The sequence below is a fragment of the Calothrix sp. NIES-2098 genome, assembly GCF_963875125.1.
In the GTDB taxonomy this organism is placed as follows: Bacteria; Cyanobacteriota; Cyanobacteriia; order Cyanobacteriales; family Nostocaceae; genus Aulosira.
In genome coordinates, this window is sequence record NZ_CAWNKJ010000001.1 from 185,097 (window position 1) to 205,089 (window position 19,993).

At 40.3% G+C, this 19,993-nt stretch carries 16 protein-coding genes; 7 read left to right on the forward strand and 9 right to left on the reverse strand.

Features of this window, described 5'->3' with window-relative positions:
- Positions 1–97 precede the first annotated feature (97 nt).
- Entirely contained in the window at positions 98–1,396 is a 1,299-nt protein-coding gene (locus tag AACU33_RS00700; protein ID WP_096586581.1) for a cation:proton antiporter, read from the forward strand.
- Positions 1,397–1,455: 59 nt separating this feature from the next.
- On the opposite strand, the gene AACU33_RS00705 is transcribed toward AACU33_RS00700, so the two are convergent.
- The 5 genes from AACU33_RS00705 to AACU33_RS00725 all read right to left on the reverse strand — a co-directional run bounded on the left by AACU33_RS00705 (position 1,456) and on the right by AACU33_RS00725 (position 7,237).
- On the reverse strand, positions 1,456–3,741 hold the full coding sequence (locus AACU33_RS00705) for a hybrid sensor histidine kinase/response regulator (protein WP_096586582.1): 2,286 nt from the start codon (positions 3,739–3,741) through the stop codon (positions 1,456–1,458).
- Positions 3,742–3,754: 13 nt separating this feature from the next.
- A complete protein-coding gene (locus AACU33_RS00710) occupies positions 3,755–4,198 on the reverse strand; it encodes a response regulator (RefSeq protein ID WP_096586583.1) in 444 nt (147 codons plus the stop codon).
- Complete coding sequence (locus AACU33_RS00715; RefSeq protein WP_096586584.1) at positions 4,195–5,619, reverse strand: GAF domain-containing protein; 1,425 nt, start codon at positions 5,617–5,619, stop codon at positions 4,195–4,197. Before AACU33_RS00715 ends, AACU33_RS00710 begins: the two co-directional genes overlap by 4 nt.
- A 212-nt stretch (positions 5,620–5,831) precedes the next feature.
- The gene (locus AACU33_RS00720; RefSeq protein ID WP_096586585.1) at positions 5,832–6,398 is read right to left on the reverse strand and encodes a phycobiliprotein lyase; all 567 of its coding nucleotides are present in this window, start codon (positions 6,396–6,398) and stop codon (positions 5,832–5,834) included.
- A gap of 158 nt (positions 6,399–6,556) precedes the next feature.
- Positions 6,557–7,237: a HEAT repeat domain-containing protein gene (locus tag AACU33_RS00725; protein WP_096586586.1), complete on the reverse strand. Its 681-nt coding sequence runs from the start codon at positions 7,235–7,237 to the stop codon at positions 6,557–6,559.
- A 244-nt stretch (positions 7,238–7,481) separates the two neighbouring features.
- On the opposite strand from AACU33_RS00725, the gene AACU33_RS00730 reads away from it, so the two are divergent.
- Positions 7,482–8,639 (forward strand): saccharopine dehydrogenase family protein, encoded by a 1,158-nt coding sequence (locus tag AACU33_RS00730; RefSeq protein ID WP_096586587.1) that lies wholly within the window; start codon positions 7,482–7,484, stop codon positions 8,637–8,639.
- A gap of 148 nt (positions 8,640–8,787) precedes the next feature.
- Here AACU33_RS00730 and AACU33_RS00735 read toward each other — a convergent pair whose 3' ends face one another.
- Positions 8,788–9,219, reverse strand: coding sequence for a hypothetical protein (locus AACU33_RS00735; RefSeq protein WP_096586588.1), 432 nt, complete (start codon positions 9,217–9,219; stop codon positions 8,788–8,790).
- 695 nt (positions 9,220–9,914) lie between these two features.
- Here AACU33_RS00735 and AACU33_RS00740 point away from each other — a divergent pair.
- A complete protein-coding gene (locus tag AACU33_RS00740; protein WP_096595073.1) occupies positions 9,915–11,318 on the forward strand; it encodes an NYN domain-containing protein in 1,404 nt (467 codons plus the stop codon).
- 172 nt (positions 11,319–11,490) lie between these two features.
- Here the strand turns inward: AACU33_RS00740 and AACU33_RS00745 are convergent, their stop codons facing one another.
- Positions 11,491–11,964, reverse strand: a complete 474-nt coding sequence (locus AACU33_RS00745) for a hypothetical protein (protein ID WP_339375677.1) — start codon at positions 11,962–11,964, stop codon at positions 11,491–11,493.
- Between the two features lie 275 nt (positions 11,965–12,239).
- Here AACU33_RS00745 and AACU33_RS00750 point away from each other — a divergent pair, with 275 nt between their 5' ends.
- Positions 12,240–12,953 (forward strand): HAD family hydrolase, encoded by a 714-nt coding sequence (locus AACU33_RS00750; RefSeq protein WP_096586589.1) that lies wholly within the window; start codon positions 12,240–12,242, stop codon positions 12,951–12,953.
- Positions 12,954–13,101: 148 nt separating this feature from the next.
- Here the strand turns inward: AACU33_RS00750 and AACU33_RS00755 are convergent, their stop codons facing one another.
- Complete coding sequence (locus AACU33_RS00755; protein ID WP_096586590.1) at positions 13,102–13,728, reverse strand: CPP1-like family protein; 627 nt, start codon at positions 13,726–13,728, stop codon at positions 13,102–13,104.
- Positions 13,729–14,393: 665 nt separating this feature from the next.
- Between AACU33_RS00755 and AACU33_RS00760 the strand changes: the two genes are divergently transcribed.
- Entirely contained in the window at positions 14,394–15,113 is a 720-nt protein-coding gene (locus AACU33_RS00760; RefSeq protein ID WP_096586591.1) for a response regulator transcription factor, read from the forward strand.
- Positions 15,114–15,732: 619 nt separating this feature from the next.
- On the opposite strand, the gene AACU33_RS00765 is transcribed toward AACU33_RS00760, so the two are convergent.
- The gene (locus tag AACU33_RS00765; RefSeq protein ID WP_096586592.1) at positions 15,733–15,930 is read right to left on the reverse strand and encodes a DUF2811 domain-containing protein; all 198 of its coding nucleotides are present in this window, start codon (positions 15,928–15,930) and stop codon (positions 15,733–15,735) included.
- A 466-nt stretch (positions 15,931–16,396) separates the two neighbouring features.
- Here AACU33_RS00765 and AACU33_RS00770 point away from each other — a divergent pair, with 466 nt between their 5' ends.
- Both AACU33_RS00770 and AACU33_RS00775 read left to right on the forward strand, forming a co-directional pair.
- Positions 16,397–17,674 carry an MDR family MFS transporter gene (locus AACU33_RS00770; protein WP_096586593.1) on the forward strand — a complete coding sequence of 426 codons (1,278 nt, stop codon included), beginning with the start codon at positions 16,397–16,399 and terminating at the stop codon, positions 17,672–17,674.
- A gap of 429 nt (positions 17,675–18,103) precedes the next feature.
- Positions 18,104–19,963: an iron uptake porin gene (locus AACU33_RS00775; protein WP_096586594.1), complete on the forward strand. Its 1,860-nt coding sequence runs from the start codon at positions 18,104–18,106 to the stop codon at positions 19,961–19,963.
- The last annotated feature ends 30 nt before the right edge of the window (positions 19,964–19,993 follow it).

The following is a 19,993-nucleotide window of genomic DNA, read 5'->3' on the forward strand; positions in this document are numbered from 1 at the left end:
CGCAAAATTAGATAAATAAAATCAACCTAAGGATGATTTAGTGCATCAGCAATGCTACTAAACTTGAGTGCAAAACTAATTTTTTATACTTATATATATGGTAGATGTTTATATTGTTGACCTGCTAATAGTTGGGCTACTTTTGTTGCTCGTCACATTAGGGTCAGGGTGGATTTCACGATTACCACTTTCCTTTGCGCTCATCTATCTAATAGTAGGAATTCTCTTAGGGCCTTATGGCTTTGGGCTGATTCAATTGCGCCGCAATGATGTATTCAATGCAGAGGTTTTAGAGCGTATTGCCGAATTGGTAGTAATTATTTCTGTGTTTAGCTGTGGGTTAAAAATAGTACGACCTCTCAAATTAGGAATTTGGGATATTACAGCCCGCCTCATAGGATTTTTAATGCCAATTTCAATTTTTGCCTTGGCTATTGTCGGTAAATTATTTTTAGGCATGGATTGGGGAGCAGCGATTTTATTAGGCGCTATTCTTGCACCAACAGACCCAGTTCTAGCATCAGAAGTGCAACTAACCGATACAAACGATCGCGATGAGTTGCGCTTTGGTTTAACTTCCGAAGGAGGTTTGAATGATGCTTTAGCATTTCCCTTCGTTTATTTTGGTATTTATGCCCTCAAAGATAGCAACTGGAATAATTGGTTGAAAAATTGGTTATTAGTTGATTTAATTTGGGCGATCGCTGCTGGTATAGTAATGGGAATTGTTGTAGCCAAGGTAATAGTTTGGCTGGATAAGAAAATCCAAAAGCGTCGTCCTGCCGATGACCTGATGGAAGATTTTATCGCTATTAGTATTATTCTTTTGACTTACTCCATCACAGAAATAGTCAATGGCTATGGGTTTTTAGCAGTATTTGTTGCTGGTTTAGTTGCACAACGTAGTTACCACAATCCAGACAAATCACTTGCCCAACTAGGATTTATTGAGCGATTGGAAAGATTGCTAGAAGTCGGGACAATTTTGTTATTGGGATCGATATTATTATTGCAGCCAATGCTAAATTATGCGGCTCAATCTTTGTTAGTGATAGTTTTGTTATTCTTCGTTATCCGACCTGTAGGTGTTTGGATTAGTACAATCGGCAAACGTCCTCTCAATTCTTATCGTCGAACCTTGAATCCAGTTACACGTTGGTTATTTGGCTGGTTTGGCATTCGTGGTGTTGGCTCTTTATATTATCTTGCCTATGCATATGGTAATGGCTTAAAAGGTGAAACTGCCGAGCAAATTGCTTGGATAACTTACACCACGATTGTAGTTTCTGTGATTGTGCATGGAATTAGCACCACGCCATTAATGAGTTGGTATGAACGAAATACTGCTCGCGATACAAAGCCTCATATTCCTGCCACAATTGATGAATTGGAATAATGGGCATGGGGCATGCGACATTGGGCATCGGGTATTTTTCCCTTGTCCCACACTCTGACTTACGAAAGAACTTCATGCAAGGTATTAAGTAACATATGGGCTGTAAAGGGCTTGGCTAGGAATTCTCGGATACCAAGGCTCTTTTTTTGAGCAGCAGCTTCATAGGCCATAATTCCACTCATGGCTATAATTTGTGCCTTTGGATTCATGCGTTGCAACATGAGTATTGTGCTATTGCCATCCATGACCGGCATCATGATGTCTATTAACACTACGCTGATATCATCTATGTGCTGGGCGTAAAGTGCTAAAGCTCCAATGCCATCATTAGCAGTTAAAATTCTATAATTATGACTTTCTAAAGTAGTTTTCGCGATTTGGCAAATTGAGACTTCATCATCTACTACTAAAATCAATTCGCCATGACCGCTTGCTAATTCTGTGTTGGTAATTGCTTGAGTCTCTGTAGCTTCTCTACTCGGTAAGTAAACCTTAAAACAGCTTCCCTGGTCTACTTCGCTATGCACGGTCACAAATCCGTTGTGGTTTTTGATAATACCCATGACAGTAGAAAGCCCTAGACCCGTTCCTTTACCAATTTCTTTGGTGGTAAAAAATGGGTCAAAAATGCGATCCATTATTTCTGGTGAAATGCCTGTGCCAGTATCAGCGATAGTGATGACAACATAAAAACCTTCTTGAGCATCGACGTGCATACTGGCGTAGTTTTGATCTATCCAGAGGTTTTCTGCACTAATCCTCAAAGTACCGCCATCGGGCATCGCATCACGCGCATTTACGCAGAGGTTCATTAGTACTTGATGCAGTTGAGTTGCATCTGCAAAAACTGTCCACAGATCTGGGGCGATGTCAGTTTTTGTTTCAATAAATTTGGGGAAAGTACGTTGAGCAACCTGTGCGACATCTGAAAGTAAGTGCCGTACTTGGACGATGGAGCGACTACCTTCAACACCGCGTGTAAAAGATAGAATTTGCTGGACTAAATCAGCACCTCGCTTGGCACTCCCTTCTAGTATGCGCAGTAGTTGTTGTGTATTTTCATCGAGTTCGGGGATTTTAAGCGGTAGCAGTTGTGCAGTTGCCAAAATTGGCGTCAGGATATTGTTAAAGTCGTGGGCAATACCACTGGCAAGACTACCCAAGCTTTCCAGCCTTTGAGCGCGGAGAAATTGTGCTTCTAGTTGCTTTTTTTGAGTAATATCTGTACTGAGGGTCAAAATTGATTTCGGATTCCCAACTTCATCGCGCATTAGTGTCCAGCGACTTTCGACAATCAGATCTTGACCATCTTTTGTAACTTGCTGCAACTCACCTTGCCATTGATCTTCCTGAGCTAATACTTTTTTTATTTCTAAAAACGGTGGGGAAGTTTCTCCAGATTTGCACAAAAGTTGAGCAGCATTTCTCCCTAGAACTTCTGCTGTTGTCCATCCGTAAAGGCGCTCTGCACCTTTATTCCAAAATAAGATATGATTTTCTAGGTTACAAACTGCGATCGCATCTGTGGAAATATCTAATAACGCAGCTTGTTCGTAGATTTTCTGTGCTGCTTGTTTGCGATCGCTAATGTCTTCAACAGTTCCTACATGACCCAAAAATCTGTCTTCTGCGGAATACATTGGGCTAGCAAGGGCACGCACCCATCGTACTTCACCTTGGGGAGTTAAGAGCCTGTACTCGTTAACCCAGGTGCTTTGTTCTGATAATGTCCGCTGCCAATCTTGAACAACCGCATCTCTATCTTCTGGGTGAATCGCTTGCAGCCAATCGTAGCCTAAACTATCCTCAGCGCTGAAGCCGGAAATCTCATACCATAAAGGATTGTTGTAAGTAAGCTTTCCTTTAGCATCAGTCTGGAAGATAGCCAAAGGAGCCGAAGAGCAGAGCGTGCGAAAGCGGTCTTCGCTTTCTCGAAAAGCCTGTTCTGCACTATGCCGTTTGTACCGTTCCTCAGCTTCCCGCAACTCTCGCTCAACAGCAGGCACAAGGCGGGCGAGATTACCTTTAATGAGATAGTCGTGAGCGCCAGCCTTCATGGCGGCGACAGCAATATCCTCACCAATTGTACCGGAGACAATAATAAATGGTAAATCCAGCTTTTGCTTTTGCACGATCTTCAAAGCGTCTAAACCGCTGAAGGCAGGTAGACTGTAATCGGCAATCACAACATCCCACGATCGCTGATTTAACGCTGCTTCCATGCCATCGGCGGTATCGACTCTCACATAGTTGAGCGTATATCCACTGCGACGCAACTCTCTTACAAGTAGGAGAGTATCATCTTCCGAATCCTCAACAATCAGAACATTCAGGTAAGGGAGCATCTTGACTAACTCTCTAAAGGGATGGCACCTCGTTCATTAGTAACCAGTACATTCCTAGTTGTCGAACTGCTTCGGTAAACTGTATAAAATCTACAGGTTTGCGGATATAACTGTTGCACCCCAAACTGTAACTCTTGAGTAAATCTTGTTCTTCACTGGAAGTAGTCAAAATTACAACAGGTAGCAGGCTAGTACGTTTGTCTGCTCGCAAGCGACGCAATACTTCCAGACCATCGATACGGGGTAACTTAAGATCCAACAAAACCACAGTGGGTTTAATGCTGATATCCCGCCCAGTGTGAACTCCAGTGCCAAAGAGGTAATCTAGAGCTTCGACACCATCGCGAGCTACTACTATCTCATTACTGATATGATTGCGCCTGAGTGCGCGAATAGCTAAGGCTTCGTCATCAGGATTATCTTCTACCAGTAAAATCGTTTTATTGCTCACACTCATGCTCCAGCCTCATCTGCTACTAATGTAAAGTAAAAAGTAGCTCCTTGTTCGACAAATCCTTCTGCCCACACCCGGCCGCCATGCCGATGCACAATTCGTTGCACTATGGCTAACCCGATTCCAGTTCCGGGAAATTCATCGATTCTATGTAGCCGTTGGAAGGGGCCAAATAACTTGTTGGCGTAGGCCATATCAAAGCCTGCACCATCATCGCGAATAAAGTAGACTGGAATGTCACTGTCTTGTGACATTGCACCAAACTCAATTTTGGCTTGAGCATGCTTAGAGGTAAATTTCCAAGCATTATCGAGTAAGTTTGTCAACATCATTTGCAACAAGCGACTATCTCCTTGAGCTATAAGTCCCGGTTGAATCACAAACTCGACTTGTCGCCCTGGCTGTCTTTCTTGAGCTTCTCTGGCAATTTCCCTTGCTAATACACTTAAATCTACAGTTTCCAAGTGCATTTCGCTACGCATCAACCGCGATAAGTTGAGCAGGTCATCGATCAATTGACCCATTCGCTGCGTAGCTAACCGAATTCGCTGGAGATAATTCTTTCCTGTTTCGTCTAGCTGGTCTTCGTAGTCTTCTAGTAGAGCCTGACTAAAGCCATCAATACTGCGTAGGGGGGCACGTAGATCGTGAGAGACAGAGTAGCTAAAAGCTTCTAGTTCTTTATTTACTGCTTGTAGTTCAATAATTGCTCGTTGTAATCCTTGATTGAGAGAAATTACTGCTTGTTCGGCTTGCTGGCGCTCTAACACTTCTGCTTGAACATCTGCAAGCAGTTCGGCGTGTTGCAGCGCTACAGCTAGATGACTAGCAATTTGGGTCGCAAACTCAATCTCTGTGGCTTGCCATTCTCGTGGCGCACTACATTGGTGAATACACAACAATCCCCAGAGTTTATCGCTCTGTAGTAGTGGTAGTACTAAGTTAGCTCTGATTTCAAATTGCGCCAGAACTTGAACGTGACAATCGCTCAAACCAGCAGTGTGAATATCGGCGACAGCTTGAATTCTCCCCTGCTGATAATGAACTGCAAACTGCTCGCCAAAGCAGTGGTCGTGAATTCTTTGCGCCATAGCTGATGGAAAAGCCGGATCTACATCTTCAGAAACAAATTCCCCATCATCCCAACCAGAATCTGGGTAGAAGCGAAACATCCCCACTCGGTCTGCTGCTAAAAGTTGGCGCACTTCGGTAGCTGTAGCGTGAAAAATTGTTTCTAGGTCTATTGGTTCGCGTAGGCGAGTAATTACGCGAAATAATGCTTTTTGCTGCTGTACCTGGAAATTTGCTTGATTAATTTTATGCTCTGATTGTAAAACTTCATCGCCCAGGATCTGCTTGATTTGTTCAAATGCCGCTTCATCGCGGCATAAATCCCGCAGCTTCGCCAATTTCTCTGGGTTCATTCTTTGTTATATGGTAGGGGCTGGTAATAATGTCAGAAAGTCAAAAATCAAAAGAATTATATTTTTGAGTTTTTAGCTGTTTTTAATATAGATATAGATATTGTAGGCGATCGCTTCACGAGCAAAAATCCAGTACACAAATGTATAAGGCACAACAATATATTGTGCCCCTACCATTTGCATATTATTTAATTGCCAATCCCCTAAAACAACTAACTTGATGCTGTATTAGCGGCTGGTGATGCTTTGGCGTTGGCTGGAGCGCCACCCATGCGAATCTCAGATATGAAGGAAGCCATGCTAAAGCCATCGTTGTGCTTCATCACGCTGGCTCGCATCCGCAAGTTGGGGCTAGCAAACCAGATGCGCTCCTCAGACCATATAGTTTCAGACTCTATAGTTAGCGTCACAGCGTCATCACTGCCAATTTTGTACCGTCCGGCAATATCAACTGTTGCAGCATTATTCGTTTCTTGTAGCAGCTTGCCTTCATTGGGGTTATCTGCATCTGGTACTGCAACTAATACAGTAGAGCCACTATGTTTTTCTTTATCCCCTGCTATAGCTCCGTTGCCAGTAACTCTGACACTACAAGCAGCACTACTGGGGTTAACTTCATATTTTTGACACAGCTTGATTACCTCTGGATCGTCTGCTGCCAGCATTTCAATGATGATATTTGATTTACCTTCTTCGGATTGCTTCACAGCTAAAAGATGACTAGTGCGATGGGAAAACCATTTACCAGCGCTCAACTCAAAAAACTCTTCTATATTCATGATTGAAACTTACCTGCATCAAAATGCTGAAAAACCCACTTATTACAAGGTAGCAGGAGGCGTTGCCGAGGGTATACCCTGGAAGGAGATAAGAGATTGTGGGGAGACAAGGGAAGGGAGAACTAATCGGTGACTAATGACCCTTGACCCTTGACTACTCAACTTTCACTATCTGTTGCTTCGAGTCGCGTCAGAGAAATTCTTGCTGCTTCTGCAACGTGGGAATGGCTATCTTTTTCTAAATATTTCAAGGCTGAGATACTCTTGGGGGTAGGAAGATTACCTAAAGCTTCTGCAAGACGCTGGCGCACTAACCAATCCTCTGCCTGGGCAAAGCGGAGAATGAGGTCTACAGACTCAATATCTTTAATTTCTCCTAATGCCGCGATCGCAGCTTGATGTAATATGACTTCTTCACTATCCAGCGCTTGAATCAGAATCGCATGGGCACGCGGATCTTTAATATTGCCTAGAGAAACTGCCACACTAAAGCGTACTAGCCAATCAGTATCTTCATAAAACGCCCGTGACAGCACCTCAAAGGCTCTGGCATCGCCTAGATATCCCAAGGCTCCAGCAGCATCAGCACGCATCCCATAATCTGGGTCAGTTTCGAGAATTTTTACTAAAAGTGGATAACTTTCTGGCGTCTGTTTAATTCCCAGAGCAAAAATTGCCATTGAACGCAGTTGCAGAGATTCGTCATTTAACACCTTTTTAATTAACGGTAGGGCATCTTCAGACGGAACATCTCGCAGATTAGCCAAGGCTACCATGCGATCGCGCAAATTGGGACTTTCTAACTGAGCCGAAATTTCTTCTAAGCTTAGAGCAGCCATGTTTCTCACTTTCTTTACTTATCTTTACTTTACAAAATTACTCATAATAAAGGGCACCTTCCCTTTGGGGGGTTAACCATACCTAAATTGGTAGGGAATGGGACACTGGGCACTGGGCATTGCTCATTTCTCCCCACACTCCCAGACAGACTACTACCAAATTCATCCGCAAGTCTTACTTGTTGCCGATGACAAGCAGAACTGAAAATTGGTGCAATAAATCTAGTTTTGACCAGCAGTACTCATGACAAACCGCGTTTTGATTCTTGGAGGTAGGGGAAGGATTGGTAGCAGTGTTGCTCAAGATCTAGCCATCCACACCCAAGCACAAATTACGATTACCGGACGTTCCCCAGTGCCTGAGGGAGAAGAAGATGCCAAGTGGCTCAGTAGCAAAAATAACTGGACTTTAGGAACACAGGTAGAATTTTTGGTGTTGGACTTGGCGGAAGTTGACAAACTGCGGGAGGCGATCGCCAATTCTGATTTAGTCATCCATTGTGCTGGCCCTTTTCATTACCGAGACACTAAAGTTCTAGAAATTTGTATTGAACAAGGCGTTAACTATCTAGATGTCAGCGATCATCGTTCATATACTAGCAAGGCTTTAAAATATAACGAACAAGCTGCCGCCGCAAATGTCACCGCAATTATAAATACAGGAATTTTTCCTGGTATTTCTAATAGTATGGTTCGGCAATGTGTCGAGCAATTCGACAAACCAGAAAAAATCCATCTCAGTTATTTAGTTTCTGGTTCCGGTGGTGCTGGTGTTACAGTCATGCGGACAACCTTTTTAGGGTTACAACATACTTTTGAAGCTTGGATAGATGGTAAATGGCAAGTAGTTAAACCCTACAGCGAAAGAGAAATTATTAGTTTTCCATCACCCTATGGGCGCAGTGGAGTTTACTGGTTTGATATGCCAGAAACTTTTACAATGCCTCATTCTTTCCCATCAGTCAAAACTGTTATTACAAAATTTGGTTCCATACCCGATTTTTATAATCATCTTACTTGGGTAGCAGCCCATATCTTTCCTAAAGCCTTAATGCAACGTCGTAGCACGATTGAATTTTTATCTCATGTTAGTCATTTTATGACCGATGTTACTAATCCTTTTACAGGGATTGGCGTAGCAGTGCGTGCAGAAGTCACAGGGCAAAAAGATGGTAAAACAGCGATTTATTGTGCTGATTTAGTCTATGCAAATACAGCATTAGCTTCTGGTTGCGGAACAGGTAGCATTGCCCAGTTATTACTAGAAGGCAAACTGAAAAAGCCCGGAGTAGCACCTGTAGAAGAAGCGTTACCAACAGATTTATTTGTGCAAACAATGGCAAGCCGAGGAATTTCAATTAATCATAGTTGGGTGGAAAATATACCCAGTTATGCAATATAAACAGTGTTTAATTAGATGAGGCTAGACAAACTAAACCTGCTTATATAGATTTCAATGACTCTGCAAAAGCGGAATTTCATAGGGGTTTAGCAATGCTAAACCCTTACACAAATATTTGTATAATTATGAAATGAAATAGTATCACATCCTAATTTTTTGCCGTTGCTTCCTTGGCATTCCCGTTGCCATTTACACTATCAACAAGTGACGTTAGCTCTGAGCTAGAATTTGGTAATTCACCTCGTCGTAATGCACGGCGGCGCTGGTTTTTAGGTACTCCTCCTGCCATACCATACTCTACACTGCGTTTGCCATATAGTGTTGCAACTCCCAACAGCATAAGTTCTGTCATATCTCCCAATTCTTGCTCAGTTTCTAGCAATTCACGGTATAACTTATCCAAATTAGAAAGGGCACTGTTATAAGCATTCTCTTGAGTTTGCATTGTCTTGATAAGAGTTAAAAAGCCAGGTAAAGTCAGTCCATTACCTACATCTAAATTTGGATCGATAGAGTTCATGCTAGCTGCACGACGCACTGCTCTTTCTAATACTTTAGAGGTTCTTTTTTGACGAGACATAATCTACCCTTCTCATAGAGTACGGTTAACATTCTTTACATTAAGAAACTTCCGTATGGATCAACCTGAGAGAATTTCGGCAAATCTGCGATGGCTTTTGCTACACAGATATTTTTCATTTGAGTAAGTGAATTACTGATAGGAGTTAGCAAACAAGTAAATTAACAATGTAATTTGTCGTTTGCTTGCGGAAAACACCAAAATGAGTAGATGATTTACTGTAATGAGTAAGTAATAAAAACTTTTGAGTAAGTAATATGCCATTTTACTTGCGGCAAATACTAAAAGGAGTGCGCGATTTACTCCAACGAGTAAGAAATAAGATATTTTAAGTAGGCAATATAGCTTTTTACTTGCGGAAAACACAGCAAGGAGAAGGTCATAATGTATTTGAAGAACTCATTGAAGTATTTTGAGTAAGTAAAATGCCTTTTTGCTTACTCAAATCAACTTTATGTATTGTTTTGATGTAGTTATTAGTTATGGCGATCGCCAAATATAAAGTTTCAACTAAGTGCGATCGCTCTCTGCCTTCAAAGTTATTGCAAGCGTCCTAAAATTAAGCTTTCAGTTCTACTCTTAAGCATTGTCACGGATATCAAATTGTTTTTTGCCTAGATATAACATTGATAGATTATTGGATTTGACAACAATCTGAATCACTATGTCTTAATAGATTAATGATTTTATTAGCTATGCCACATGAAGAGTCATTGCTGACTAACCAGGATAATTTGCCTATCAATACTATCGCGTCCTATGTTTGTCAAGCTATTATTTCTATTCAAGAGCAGCAGCCAGAATTATTAAACGAAAAATTCAAGCATATTCAGTGGCGTAGCAATACTATTGAACCTAAATTAGCAGAAATATTGAGCCAAACACCAGACTATAATGCATTAATACAAAAGTTGAATATCCACCTAAAAAATTGGTTAATTCCTGAAGCTTTTAAATCCCAAATATTAATAGATTTATTACATAAAGTTAATCAACTTAATCCTCAAAAAAATTATTTAGATAATACAGCTAATTTTAAATATGTAGAATCATCTGAAACTTTTATGTCTGCTGATAATGTTGTTGCTTTACAGCAGACAGGAATAGCCATTTTACTTTTGGATGCAGAAAACTTAATAATAAACCATGAATCTGAACAGTTTTTAACTCAAGTTTGTCACTTTCCTCTACAAGTCAAGATTGCATTTGCTAATTGGCGCAGTATAAGTAAAAAAATCGATGTTGAATTACATAATCGTGGCTACGATCTGATTCATGTTCCTGCTGGCCGAGACCATGCTGATGGTAAAATGATAGCTTTTGGCTCATCTATCCATGAACGTTACCCAAACGCCAAAGAAGTTTTCGTCTGTTCATCAGATACGGTTATGACTAACCTATGCAATCATATTCAGCAGAATGGATTGCTCGTGTATCGGGTTAGCAAGCAGGGAGAAACTGTAACAGTATTTAATTCTTCGACTGGAAAGACTATAATTAACATCCCTGTTTTGCCAGCCAAAATTTCATCAATTGAAAAATTTATTCTAGAATTAAAGATTTTAATAAAAAAAGAGCAAATAAATAGCCAAAATTTTTGGATTAAACTTTCTAGGCTCTCAGAAATATTTAAAAATGAATATAAAATAACTATTAGCCAAGTTGTTTCTAAATATTTGCCAGGTAAAAAGGCTAGAGATATTTTTATTAACTATCCTGCTGATTTTGTTATTCATCAAATCGATCCAACTTCTGAATTATATGTAACGCTATTGGAAGTTAATCAATCACAACCAATAGATAACAATAATCAGGCTCACGGTAGTAGCATTCCAGAGTCTTCATTGCTAAATATTAATACAAAAGCAGATCTGGAACAAGCACTTCAAAATCTTATCAAAAGCTTAAATCAAAAATCATCTGACAGCTATGTTAATGCTGGAATTTTAGCTAGCGAATTCAATAAAAAATATAGTAAACCAATTACTCAACAGATGAAAAGTTTGCAAATAACTGGTACTTATATCAAATTTTTGCAGTCCAGTAGTTGTTTTACACTTAGGCAAACAGACAAAGGGTGGGAAGTAAAGAACTCTTAACTTCAAATATAGTATAGATAATTTCAGTTATAACTATTGTGTAAAAATAATCTGAATTAAGCTATATTTTTTCCTTCAGATGTTCTCTGAGATAATTCGAGTAATTTATCAAAAATTGATTAATACTGCCAACATCTCCCCATGCCTGAAGTTTTGCAGATTTATAAATTGCCTATGCTAAATCAGATGCTAGGTCGCTTCTCGAACAGTGTTCACTGACATCTATGCAAGCATTGAGAAGATAACTAACAATTTCATTTGCTAAATGTATTGGATTGAAAGGAGCAAATTCTACTATTTCATCATTGCAATCCAATTCATCGAAAACATCTTGGCAATCTTCAGATGTTGCTTCTCCATTTAGCCATTGACTTATTTTGTTAATTCCCCATCTAAATGGCATATCACCCCAAGCATATAACTCTTCTTCTATAGCAAGCTCAACACATTGAAATGTCATACTTATTAGTAATATTGGCTTGACTTTTAAACTGGTCATCATCCAGATTAACCAATCTCCTCTTGGACATTCTTGTAAAGCATTTAGCACATTATCTTGATAAAGCTTTGCCCAAATAAGAGCCTCTCTTCTATCTGGCCCATCTTTAGGTAAATTGAATAATACTTTCACAGTTGTTTTTATCATTGATTTTTCTCCATATTTATCTTGTGAATATTTTTAATGAAAAGTTTCTTTATATAGCCAAGCACTACTCTGAAATACAAGGTTAGTGGAACGTAGATATGGAAAAGCTGGATTGCCGTATTAATTCGGTGAAAACGTAGATTGCAGTGTAAAGATACACCTACATTTTAATTACCAACTTTTTACAAAAATTTATACTAAATTGATTAACTACCTTCTTATACGTAACAATATGTGAGATAATTTTAATAAAAGTTAATGTTTGCTTTCCGCCGATGCTAAGACTATTTACTGACTTCGACGGCCCGATTGTTGATGTTTCCGAACGCTACTACCGCGTCTATCAATTCTGCCTAGAGGAAACCCGACGCCCAAATCAATCAGTACGAGAACTTTCTAAAGCAGAATTTTGGCAACTCAAGCGATCGCGCGTTCCTGAAAAACAAATTGCTCTAAATTCTGGACTAGACGAAGCGCAGGCAATAGAATTTTCACAATTGCGGCGGCAAACAGTACATACAGAACAGTACTTTCAATACGACACCCTTGTCCCTGGTGCTGTAGACGCACTGTTAAAAGTTCAGCAGGCTGGAATCGATTTAGCAGTCATGACAATGCGCCGTGTTTGGGAACTAGACTATGCTTTTCAAAAATTTCAACTAGATAGATTTTTCCCAGAGAATCGCTGTTATTGTCTCAGTAACGACTATGTAAAAACCCGCGATATTGATGATAAGCCTTTATTAATGGCACGTGCTTTAAAAGAACTACCTGCGGTTGCTGATAGCTGGATGGTGGGGGATACAGAAGCCGATATCACTGCTGGTAAAAAACACGGGATCAAAGCGATCGCTGTAGAGTCTGGTATTCGCGATCGCGCTCAATTAGAACTTTACCAACCCGACTTAATTGTTAGGGATTTAAGCACTGCGGTAGATCTTATCCTAGAAGCTAAACTTATTGAGCCGCAACCTCTATACATTGGGTAGTAGCTTGTTCTCGTTAGCGATCGCAAATAACTAACGGGTAATAGATTCATGCAATCCATTACCCGTTAGCCATGAAAAACTCAACATTTTTAGACGATTGACTTGGACAACCATCCAATTGCAGAAATTGGGTAAGCTGTTCTTTAAATTAACGTAAAAAGCTAGTAACCAACCACAACAATATAAAAGTCAGTACCGTAGAAAACTGATTGGACGTTAAATTTAAAAATGGGACTTGCAACAAAATCCAGTTAGCAACTAGCCCACCAACAATTAAGCCAATTATTAGCCCCAGCAGCGTGAATAAAACTGCTCTACCAAACTTACCTTCTTTACGATTGAGAAAGTAAATACTAATTCCTACCCCAACCACTAAAGCTAACTGCAAAACTTGATCGCCTGTAGTTGGGTAAAATATACTAGCCGCACTCAAACCTAGATACCAAGCACCAGGTAACAATATATCAGCAGGCGTTGGTCGATCCAGCATACGTTGCAGCCATGCCGGAGACTGTTCGTTCTTAGTTGGGCTTTCTTTGGGGAGCGATTGCACACGAGCTTCTGGAAACCGAATTCGCTCAGGCACTTTGATTTTGCCTTCTTGGCGCATTCGTAAGCGATCCATTAAAATCGCGTCGTAAGCCGCTTCAATTACTTCTAAAAGCTTGGCATCGCCAATGTGTTGCTCGAACAGGCGATTGCGAGCATCTTGAATTTCATCGAAGCTAGCATCTTCTGAGACCCCAAGTTTTTCGTAGGGATTTTGATCGCTCATGGGAGTTTATACTTTAGCCTCGGTCAGCGGCAATCTTTTGTTGACGAAAATGCAAATTTAGGTTTTATTTTGATCGGAACCCGTAATGCCGATCAATTTTTATCCCCTACCAGGATAGTAGCATGGGTTAGTTTGATCGACCGGGGAATTTTAACTATAAGTCACTTTAACATATTGCCATAACTCCGTGTATCCCCCAATGTCGTTCACTATTTCTGGCTCTACTCTAGAATTTAAACTTAGGAATACCTAAAATGCAGTTTTTATGAAAAAATTAAGTTTTTGGTGGAAAATTTAGCCAATTATCTTGCTCTGAAGGTGTTTTCACCAATGAAGTGTAAAATTTTTGGTGGTATCGATCCGCATATCGATATTAAGATTGAAACAATTTAAATTGCCACTTGCTTGGGATAAGTAAAGCATCTACTCCACTAAGCTAAGGTGACTGAGGTCAAAATCCTTGCTTCCATGATATTACTGGTACATACAAGCAGGTCTGTTTACCAGCTTAATTGTCCGTAATCCTAATTAAAGTATTATCTTAAGATAATCAGGAAATGCATCTCTTAGCCTTGTAGATTCTTAACTAATTCCCGAAGTGGAAACTGCGTTTTTACGCACTCTTCCTATTAATCCTTTATGAATTTTTGTGCAAAGTGATGGTCATGGCTCCTGCCAAGATTCTTGTAGTTGATGACGACCCTGCGGTTCGGAATTTAATCCAACGCTTTTTAATTAAGCAGAGCTATCAGGTAGAAGCTGCTGAGGATGGTAAGACAGCCTTAGCACTATTTGAGCAATTTAATCCAGATTTGGTGATTTTAGATGTAAATTTACCAGATGTCATTGGGTTTAACCTCTGCCAAGAGATGCAAGGCCGTAATGGCGTTTTTGTTCTTATGCTGACTAGCCGTGCCGACGAAGCTGACAAGATTCGCGGCTTTTCTAAAGGTGCTGATGACTATCTCACCAAACCTTTTGGGTTGGGAGAACTAGAAGTCAGAGTAGCAGCTATTTTAAGGCGTCAGCGAGTTGTGACAACCGCAGAACAGAAACGCCTGGTGTTTGAAAAATTGATGATCGATCCAGTCCGCCGGGAAGTGGCGCTTAACAACCAGCCAGTACCCTTAACCGCACTGGAATTTGACTTGTTACATTTTTTAGCTAGCCATCCTGGTCGAGTGTGGCGACGCGCAGAACTTATTCAAGAGGTCTGGGACTACGAATATGTAGGCGATCAGCGGGTTGTAGATGTACATATCGGCCAAATCCGCAAAAAGATAGAAATTGATGCTAGCCAGCCAGCATTAATTCAAACAGTACGTGGTGTAGGTTATAAGTTTGAATGCCCAACTCACTCGCCGCAGTTGGAAGTTAATTCCTAAGTTCTTAGTCTTATAGTCCAGAGTTTTTAACTCTTGACTTTTGACTAATTACTAAACTGTAAAATCTAGCTGAATATTTTTGGCTGAATTTACAGCTAGTTCAACAAAATTGCCTAAATTTATCAAATTAATTTATAAATACAGCACTGTACAAACCAAACTTTCAATTTGAGTTATTAACTGCTCATAAGAAAAAACTGGTTATGTGAAAGAGTGCATTTCTACTAAAGATTTACCTCAAATACACAACCAGTTAATTTAGTAATAAATCCTCCGCAAGGAGGATAAATTTTAGTTAGCTGTGGAATATTTATCTAAAAATCTGATGTTTTGAATTTACAGACAATAGGGCAATATAAACTACCACCACTCTGTAAAACTTCTCAATCAGGAAATTTCCAGCTTTCGTACGTTCCACTTAAAAATTTTAATAGTTGATTGAGTCTGCCTGGAATTTGCAGAGTAATTTACTAGCTAGAACAGCCATCTTCAACTTTTGCGCTTACGCTTCATAGATATAAACATTAAGCGCAAAAATTTATCTGGTGAAACCTAAATCTGTCTATAGGAGACAATGAGCCAGAATAGCACCGTTAATACCATCTTAAGGCTGTTCTACTTAACTGTGATGGAACAAAGTTTCCAAGTAAACACGAGCAGCACGGCGATCGCTATCTCCATTTTGGAGTAAAAACAGTGATAGAGCTGCTGTCAATACTCGATTTTGATCCCAGTCGGGATGTGTTTCTAGATAGCTTTTTAGGGATTCGTGAAGTGTTTCCGGAATTTCTGTAAAGATATTCACCGTTGTGTTCATCAGATTTTCCTCCTCTAAGGTCAATCAAGGGGGACTAGTTGCTTGTGGTCAGTAGCTTGAGGCAGCATAAACAAGCTTTCCACCTGCCTGGCAATTTCCGCCAACATTGAGAGGTAATTTACACAATTGATGTCAGCGATTAAACGAACTAAAACAGCAAGCCGAATCATTGTGCAGCAAGAGGGGGTAGGTTTGTCAATGCTGCGAAATGTTAAAAACGATGGTATAAAAAGTAAATATCAACGTAATAATCAGGGTTTGACCATATTTTTTGTTACATAGCTTAATAAAAACTCAGTTACGGAGATACCTTAGCGTTAGAAATAAAAAATCCCCAGTAGGATGGTAAGAGCTTATCAACTCGTTGGGAATCTGTGGAAAACTGCTAAAGTACCTGTGGAAACCCTGTGGAATCTGTGAGGAAAATGCTCCTGAATGATAAGAATTACAAAAACATTTTCTCTTGATGAAACTTAAGCCCTTACAACTTGCGCCCCAATTCCAGCTATCTTCATGGCTTTCCCAAATTCAGACTCCTGTTGGGATGTTGGTAATTGGTCGATTTCTTTCCGAAGTGGGCACAGGTTTTACTCTGTTTTACGCCCCAATCTTTTTCGTTAATCAAGTTGGTTTATCTGCAACTACCGTTGGTATTGCCTTGACTAGCACCTCATTAGCTGGTGTTGTCGGGCGAATTTTGGGTGGTTCTTTGGCTGACACAAGAGAATGGGGACGCCGCCGTACTTTACTGCTAGCAACAGGGATTTCAGCAGTTGGTTCTCTAGTCTTAGCTACAACTAGTAATTTTATGACTCTGGTTATTGGCAGCGCGATCGTTGGTTTAGGCATTGGTTTCTATTGGCCAGCCAGTGAAGCTGTTGTCGCTGATGGTAGCCAAATGGAAAATCGGCGTGAAATTTTTGCACTCACACGAGTAGCAGATAATCTGGGTTTGGCAATAGGAAGTGTATTAGCAGGATTGTGGATTGCGATCGCAGGTAATTACCGTGGACTATTTATCATTGATGCGATTTCCTTCATGGTGTTTTTTGCCGTTATTTATTTAGCAATTAACGAAACTTCACAACCACAGATAGAACAATCCCAGCCAACACAACCTTTCGGTTCTTGGCTAGCAGCATTAAGCGATCGCCGCTTGCTGATTTACGTTGCTGTTAATATTACTTTCACTACCTACATCTCGCAGTTACACAGCACTCTGCCCATCTACTTCAAAAACTTTATTAGAGCAGAAAATAATACCATAGGATTGGCTGAAACTACCATTAGCGCCCTATATGCTTGGCATCTTATCTTAGCCGTTATTTGCCAATTCCCGATTGCTAGAGCCTTAAAAAGCTTTTCTCACACACTAGCACTGACCATTTCTGCCATTTTGTGGGCAATTGGTTTCGGCTGCGTTTGGATGACAGCGATCGCCCCACATTATCATCTCGTTTGGGTAAGCTTGGCGTTGACAGTATTTGCCTTAGCATTAGTTTCCTATACTCCTTTTGCTGCCTCTTTAGTCACCGATTTAGCCCCAGAAACCCAACGTGGGGTCTATTTCTCCATCAATTCCCTCTGCTGGGCTTTGGGTCATTTTGTTGGTTCTCCTTTAGGCGGTTGGGCACTAGATCGATCGCGAATCATTGCTGATAACTTCTGGTTCGGTTTTTCTTTGAGTGTCTTAATTCCTATTGTGATTTTGCAATATCTCAACAAAATTTTATCTAGCGAATAAGTTTAGATTATAAATTTGTAAATACTTACTATTTATAATTTTCTGAAATTATAAATATAAGACTAACTTAATATGGCGATGGTACAAATATTTTACTAATTAAGTAGCTGGTAATTATACCCAAGCACGAGCTTCTTTACACTATAAAATTCAACCAATAATATTTTTTATTAATTAATGATAATCATAGAAATTCCCAATAATTGTAGTTATCAATTATTGAGCTAAATATTGTTTACTTTTACTATGGGTAGTTAAATTTCACTGCGGTAATCATAAAATTCTCAGAAAATTCAACTGGGAAGCATTTATCTTCAGCAGACACCATACTACATAAATCTGACTTTTGAGTTCAGTATTTTGAAACTCAATTAGTTTGATTTTTGAATCTTCTTGTATTTAATTCAAATTGATTTGTGAGGATTTGCTATGAAAGTAAATCTACTAGCTTATGCTGGTGGGCTAAGTTTTTTATATTTTATTGCTGGATTATCGCCAGTACAAGCAAAATCTGATTCAGCAGAGACTGTAGATAATATCAAAACTTTAAATTCTGCTGCTCAGGCAGCAGAATTTAAAAGCAATTTTGCCCATAGCAGCTTTTCTCAGCCTACGAAACTAATAAGTAATTCTGGGAGAAAACCACTAGATGCACGTACTGCAAATCAAGTAAATTCTTCACCCCAGCTATTAGCATCTGATGCTATAGAACAGGTCACATCTGTATCGCAACTTTCCGATGTACAACCTACAGACTGGGCTTTTGCTGCCTTACAATCTCTGGTTGAACGCTATGGTTGTATTGCTGGGTATCCCAACAGCACCTATCGAGGGAACCGCGCTCTGACTCGTTATGAATTTGCCGCTGGTTTAAATGCTTGTCTCAATAGAATTAACGAGCTAATTGCTACTGCAACCAGCGATTTAGTTACCAAAGAAGATTTAAATACCTTACAAAAACTGCAAGAACAATTTTCTGCCGAACTAAGTACATTGAGAGGTAGAGTAGATGCTTTGGAAAGTCGCACGGCTGAATTAGAAGCACATCAGTTTTCTACAACTACCAAGCTGAATGGTGAAGCAATTATCTCAGCCATTGGTGCTACAGGTGGTGCGCCGGGTCGAAACGATCCTAATATTATTCTGACAAACCGAGTGCGATTAAACCTCAACACTAGCTTTACAGGTAAAGACTTACTCATCACTGGGTTGCAAGCTCATAACTTTTTAGGTGGTGTAGATGGCAGTGGTAGCTTGCAAGAGTCTCTGGGGTTAGCATCACCCGTACTCAGTGCTAGCAGCGCGCGGACTAGTTTTGAACCACAATTTCCAGGCGTCGATCCGAAGAATTTATCCAATGTTGGCGCAAACTCTCTTCAGCTTTACAAATTGCTTTATATCTTTCCCGTCGCTGATAAATTGACTTTATTTGCGGGGACTGCTGCTGAAGTTTCCGATGCTTTTCCCGCCATCACTCCTTTTTATGGTGAAGGACAAGAGGCAATTTCTCGCTTTGCTGGCTTGAACCCTGTATTACGTGTATCTGGCGGTACTTCCGGTTCTGGTTTAGCATCTGCGGCTGGCTTTATTTATAGTTTTTCTCCGCAACTAGATCTTAGAGCTTTGTATGGTAGTGTTAATGCCAATCTTCCCAGTAAAGCAGGCGACATTCTTCCAGGCGTTTCAAATACCCCCTTGGGAGCAGGGGTGTTTAGCGGTAGTAGTGTAGTTGCAGCTCAGTTGACTTTTAGACCCAGCAGTTCGTTAGATATTGGTCTGAACTATGCTAACAGCTATCATGAAATCAACATTTTGGGCACTGGATTAACAAGTAGTGATATTGGTGCTTTAGGAGGAGTAGCTTTAGGCACACCTGTAAAACTTAACTCCTTTGGTGGGACTGTCACCTGGCGCTTTTCTCCCAAGATTGCATTATCTGGCTATGGTGCAGCGCTGTTTGTTGATGATTCTTCGCGAGATGTTGATGCTGGTACAACCTTTACTAGTTGGATGGTAGGCGTTCATTTTAACGATCTATTCAGGCCTGGAAACAATGCCGGTATTATCTTTGGACAACCACTCTATCGTACTGATGCTAGTGGTGCAGCCCAATTAGCACCTGCGGGTGTGAATAGAGCAGTTCCTTACCATTTAGAGGCTTACTACCGCTTTCGGGTAAATGACAATATTAGTATTACCCCTGGTGCATTTGTTTTGTTTAATCCTGAAGGCGACAGCAGAAATGAAACAACAACGGTAGGGGTGCTGCGTACTACTTTCACTTTCTAGGGCATGAGTTATGGGGGAGGCAGTGCGTTG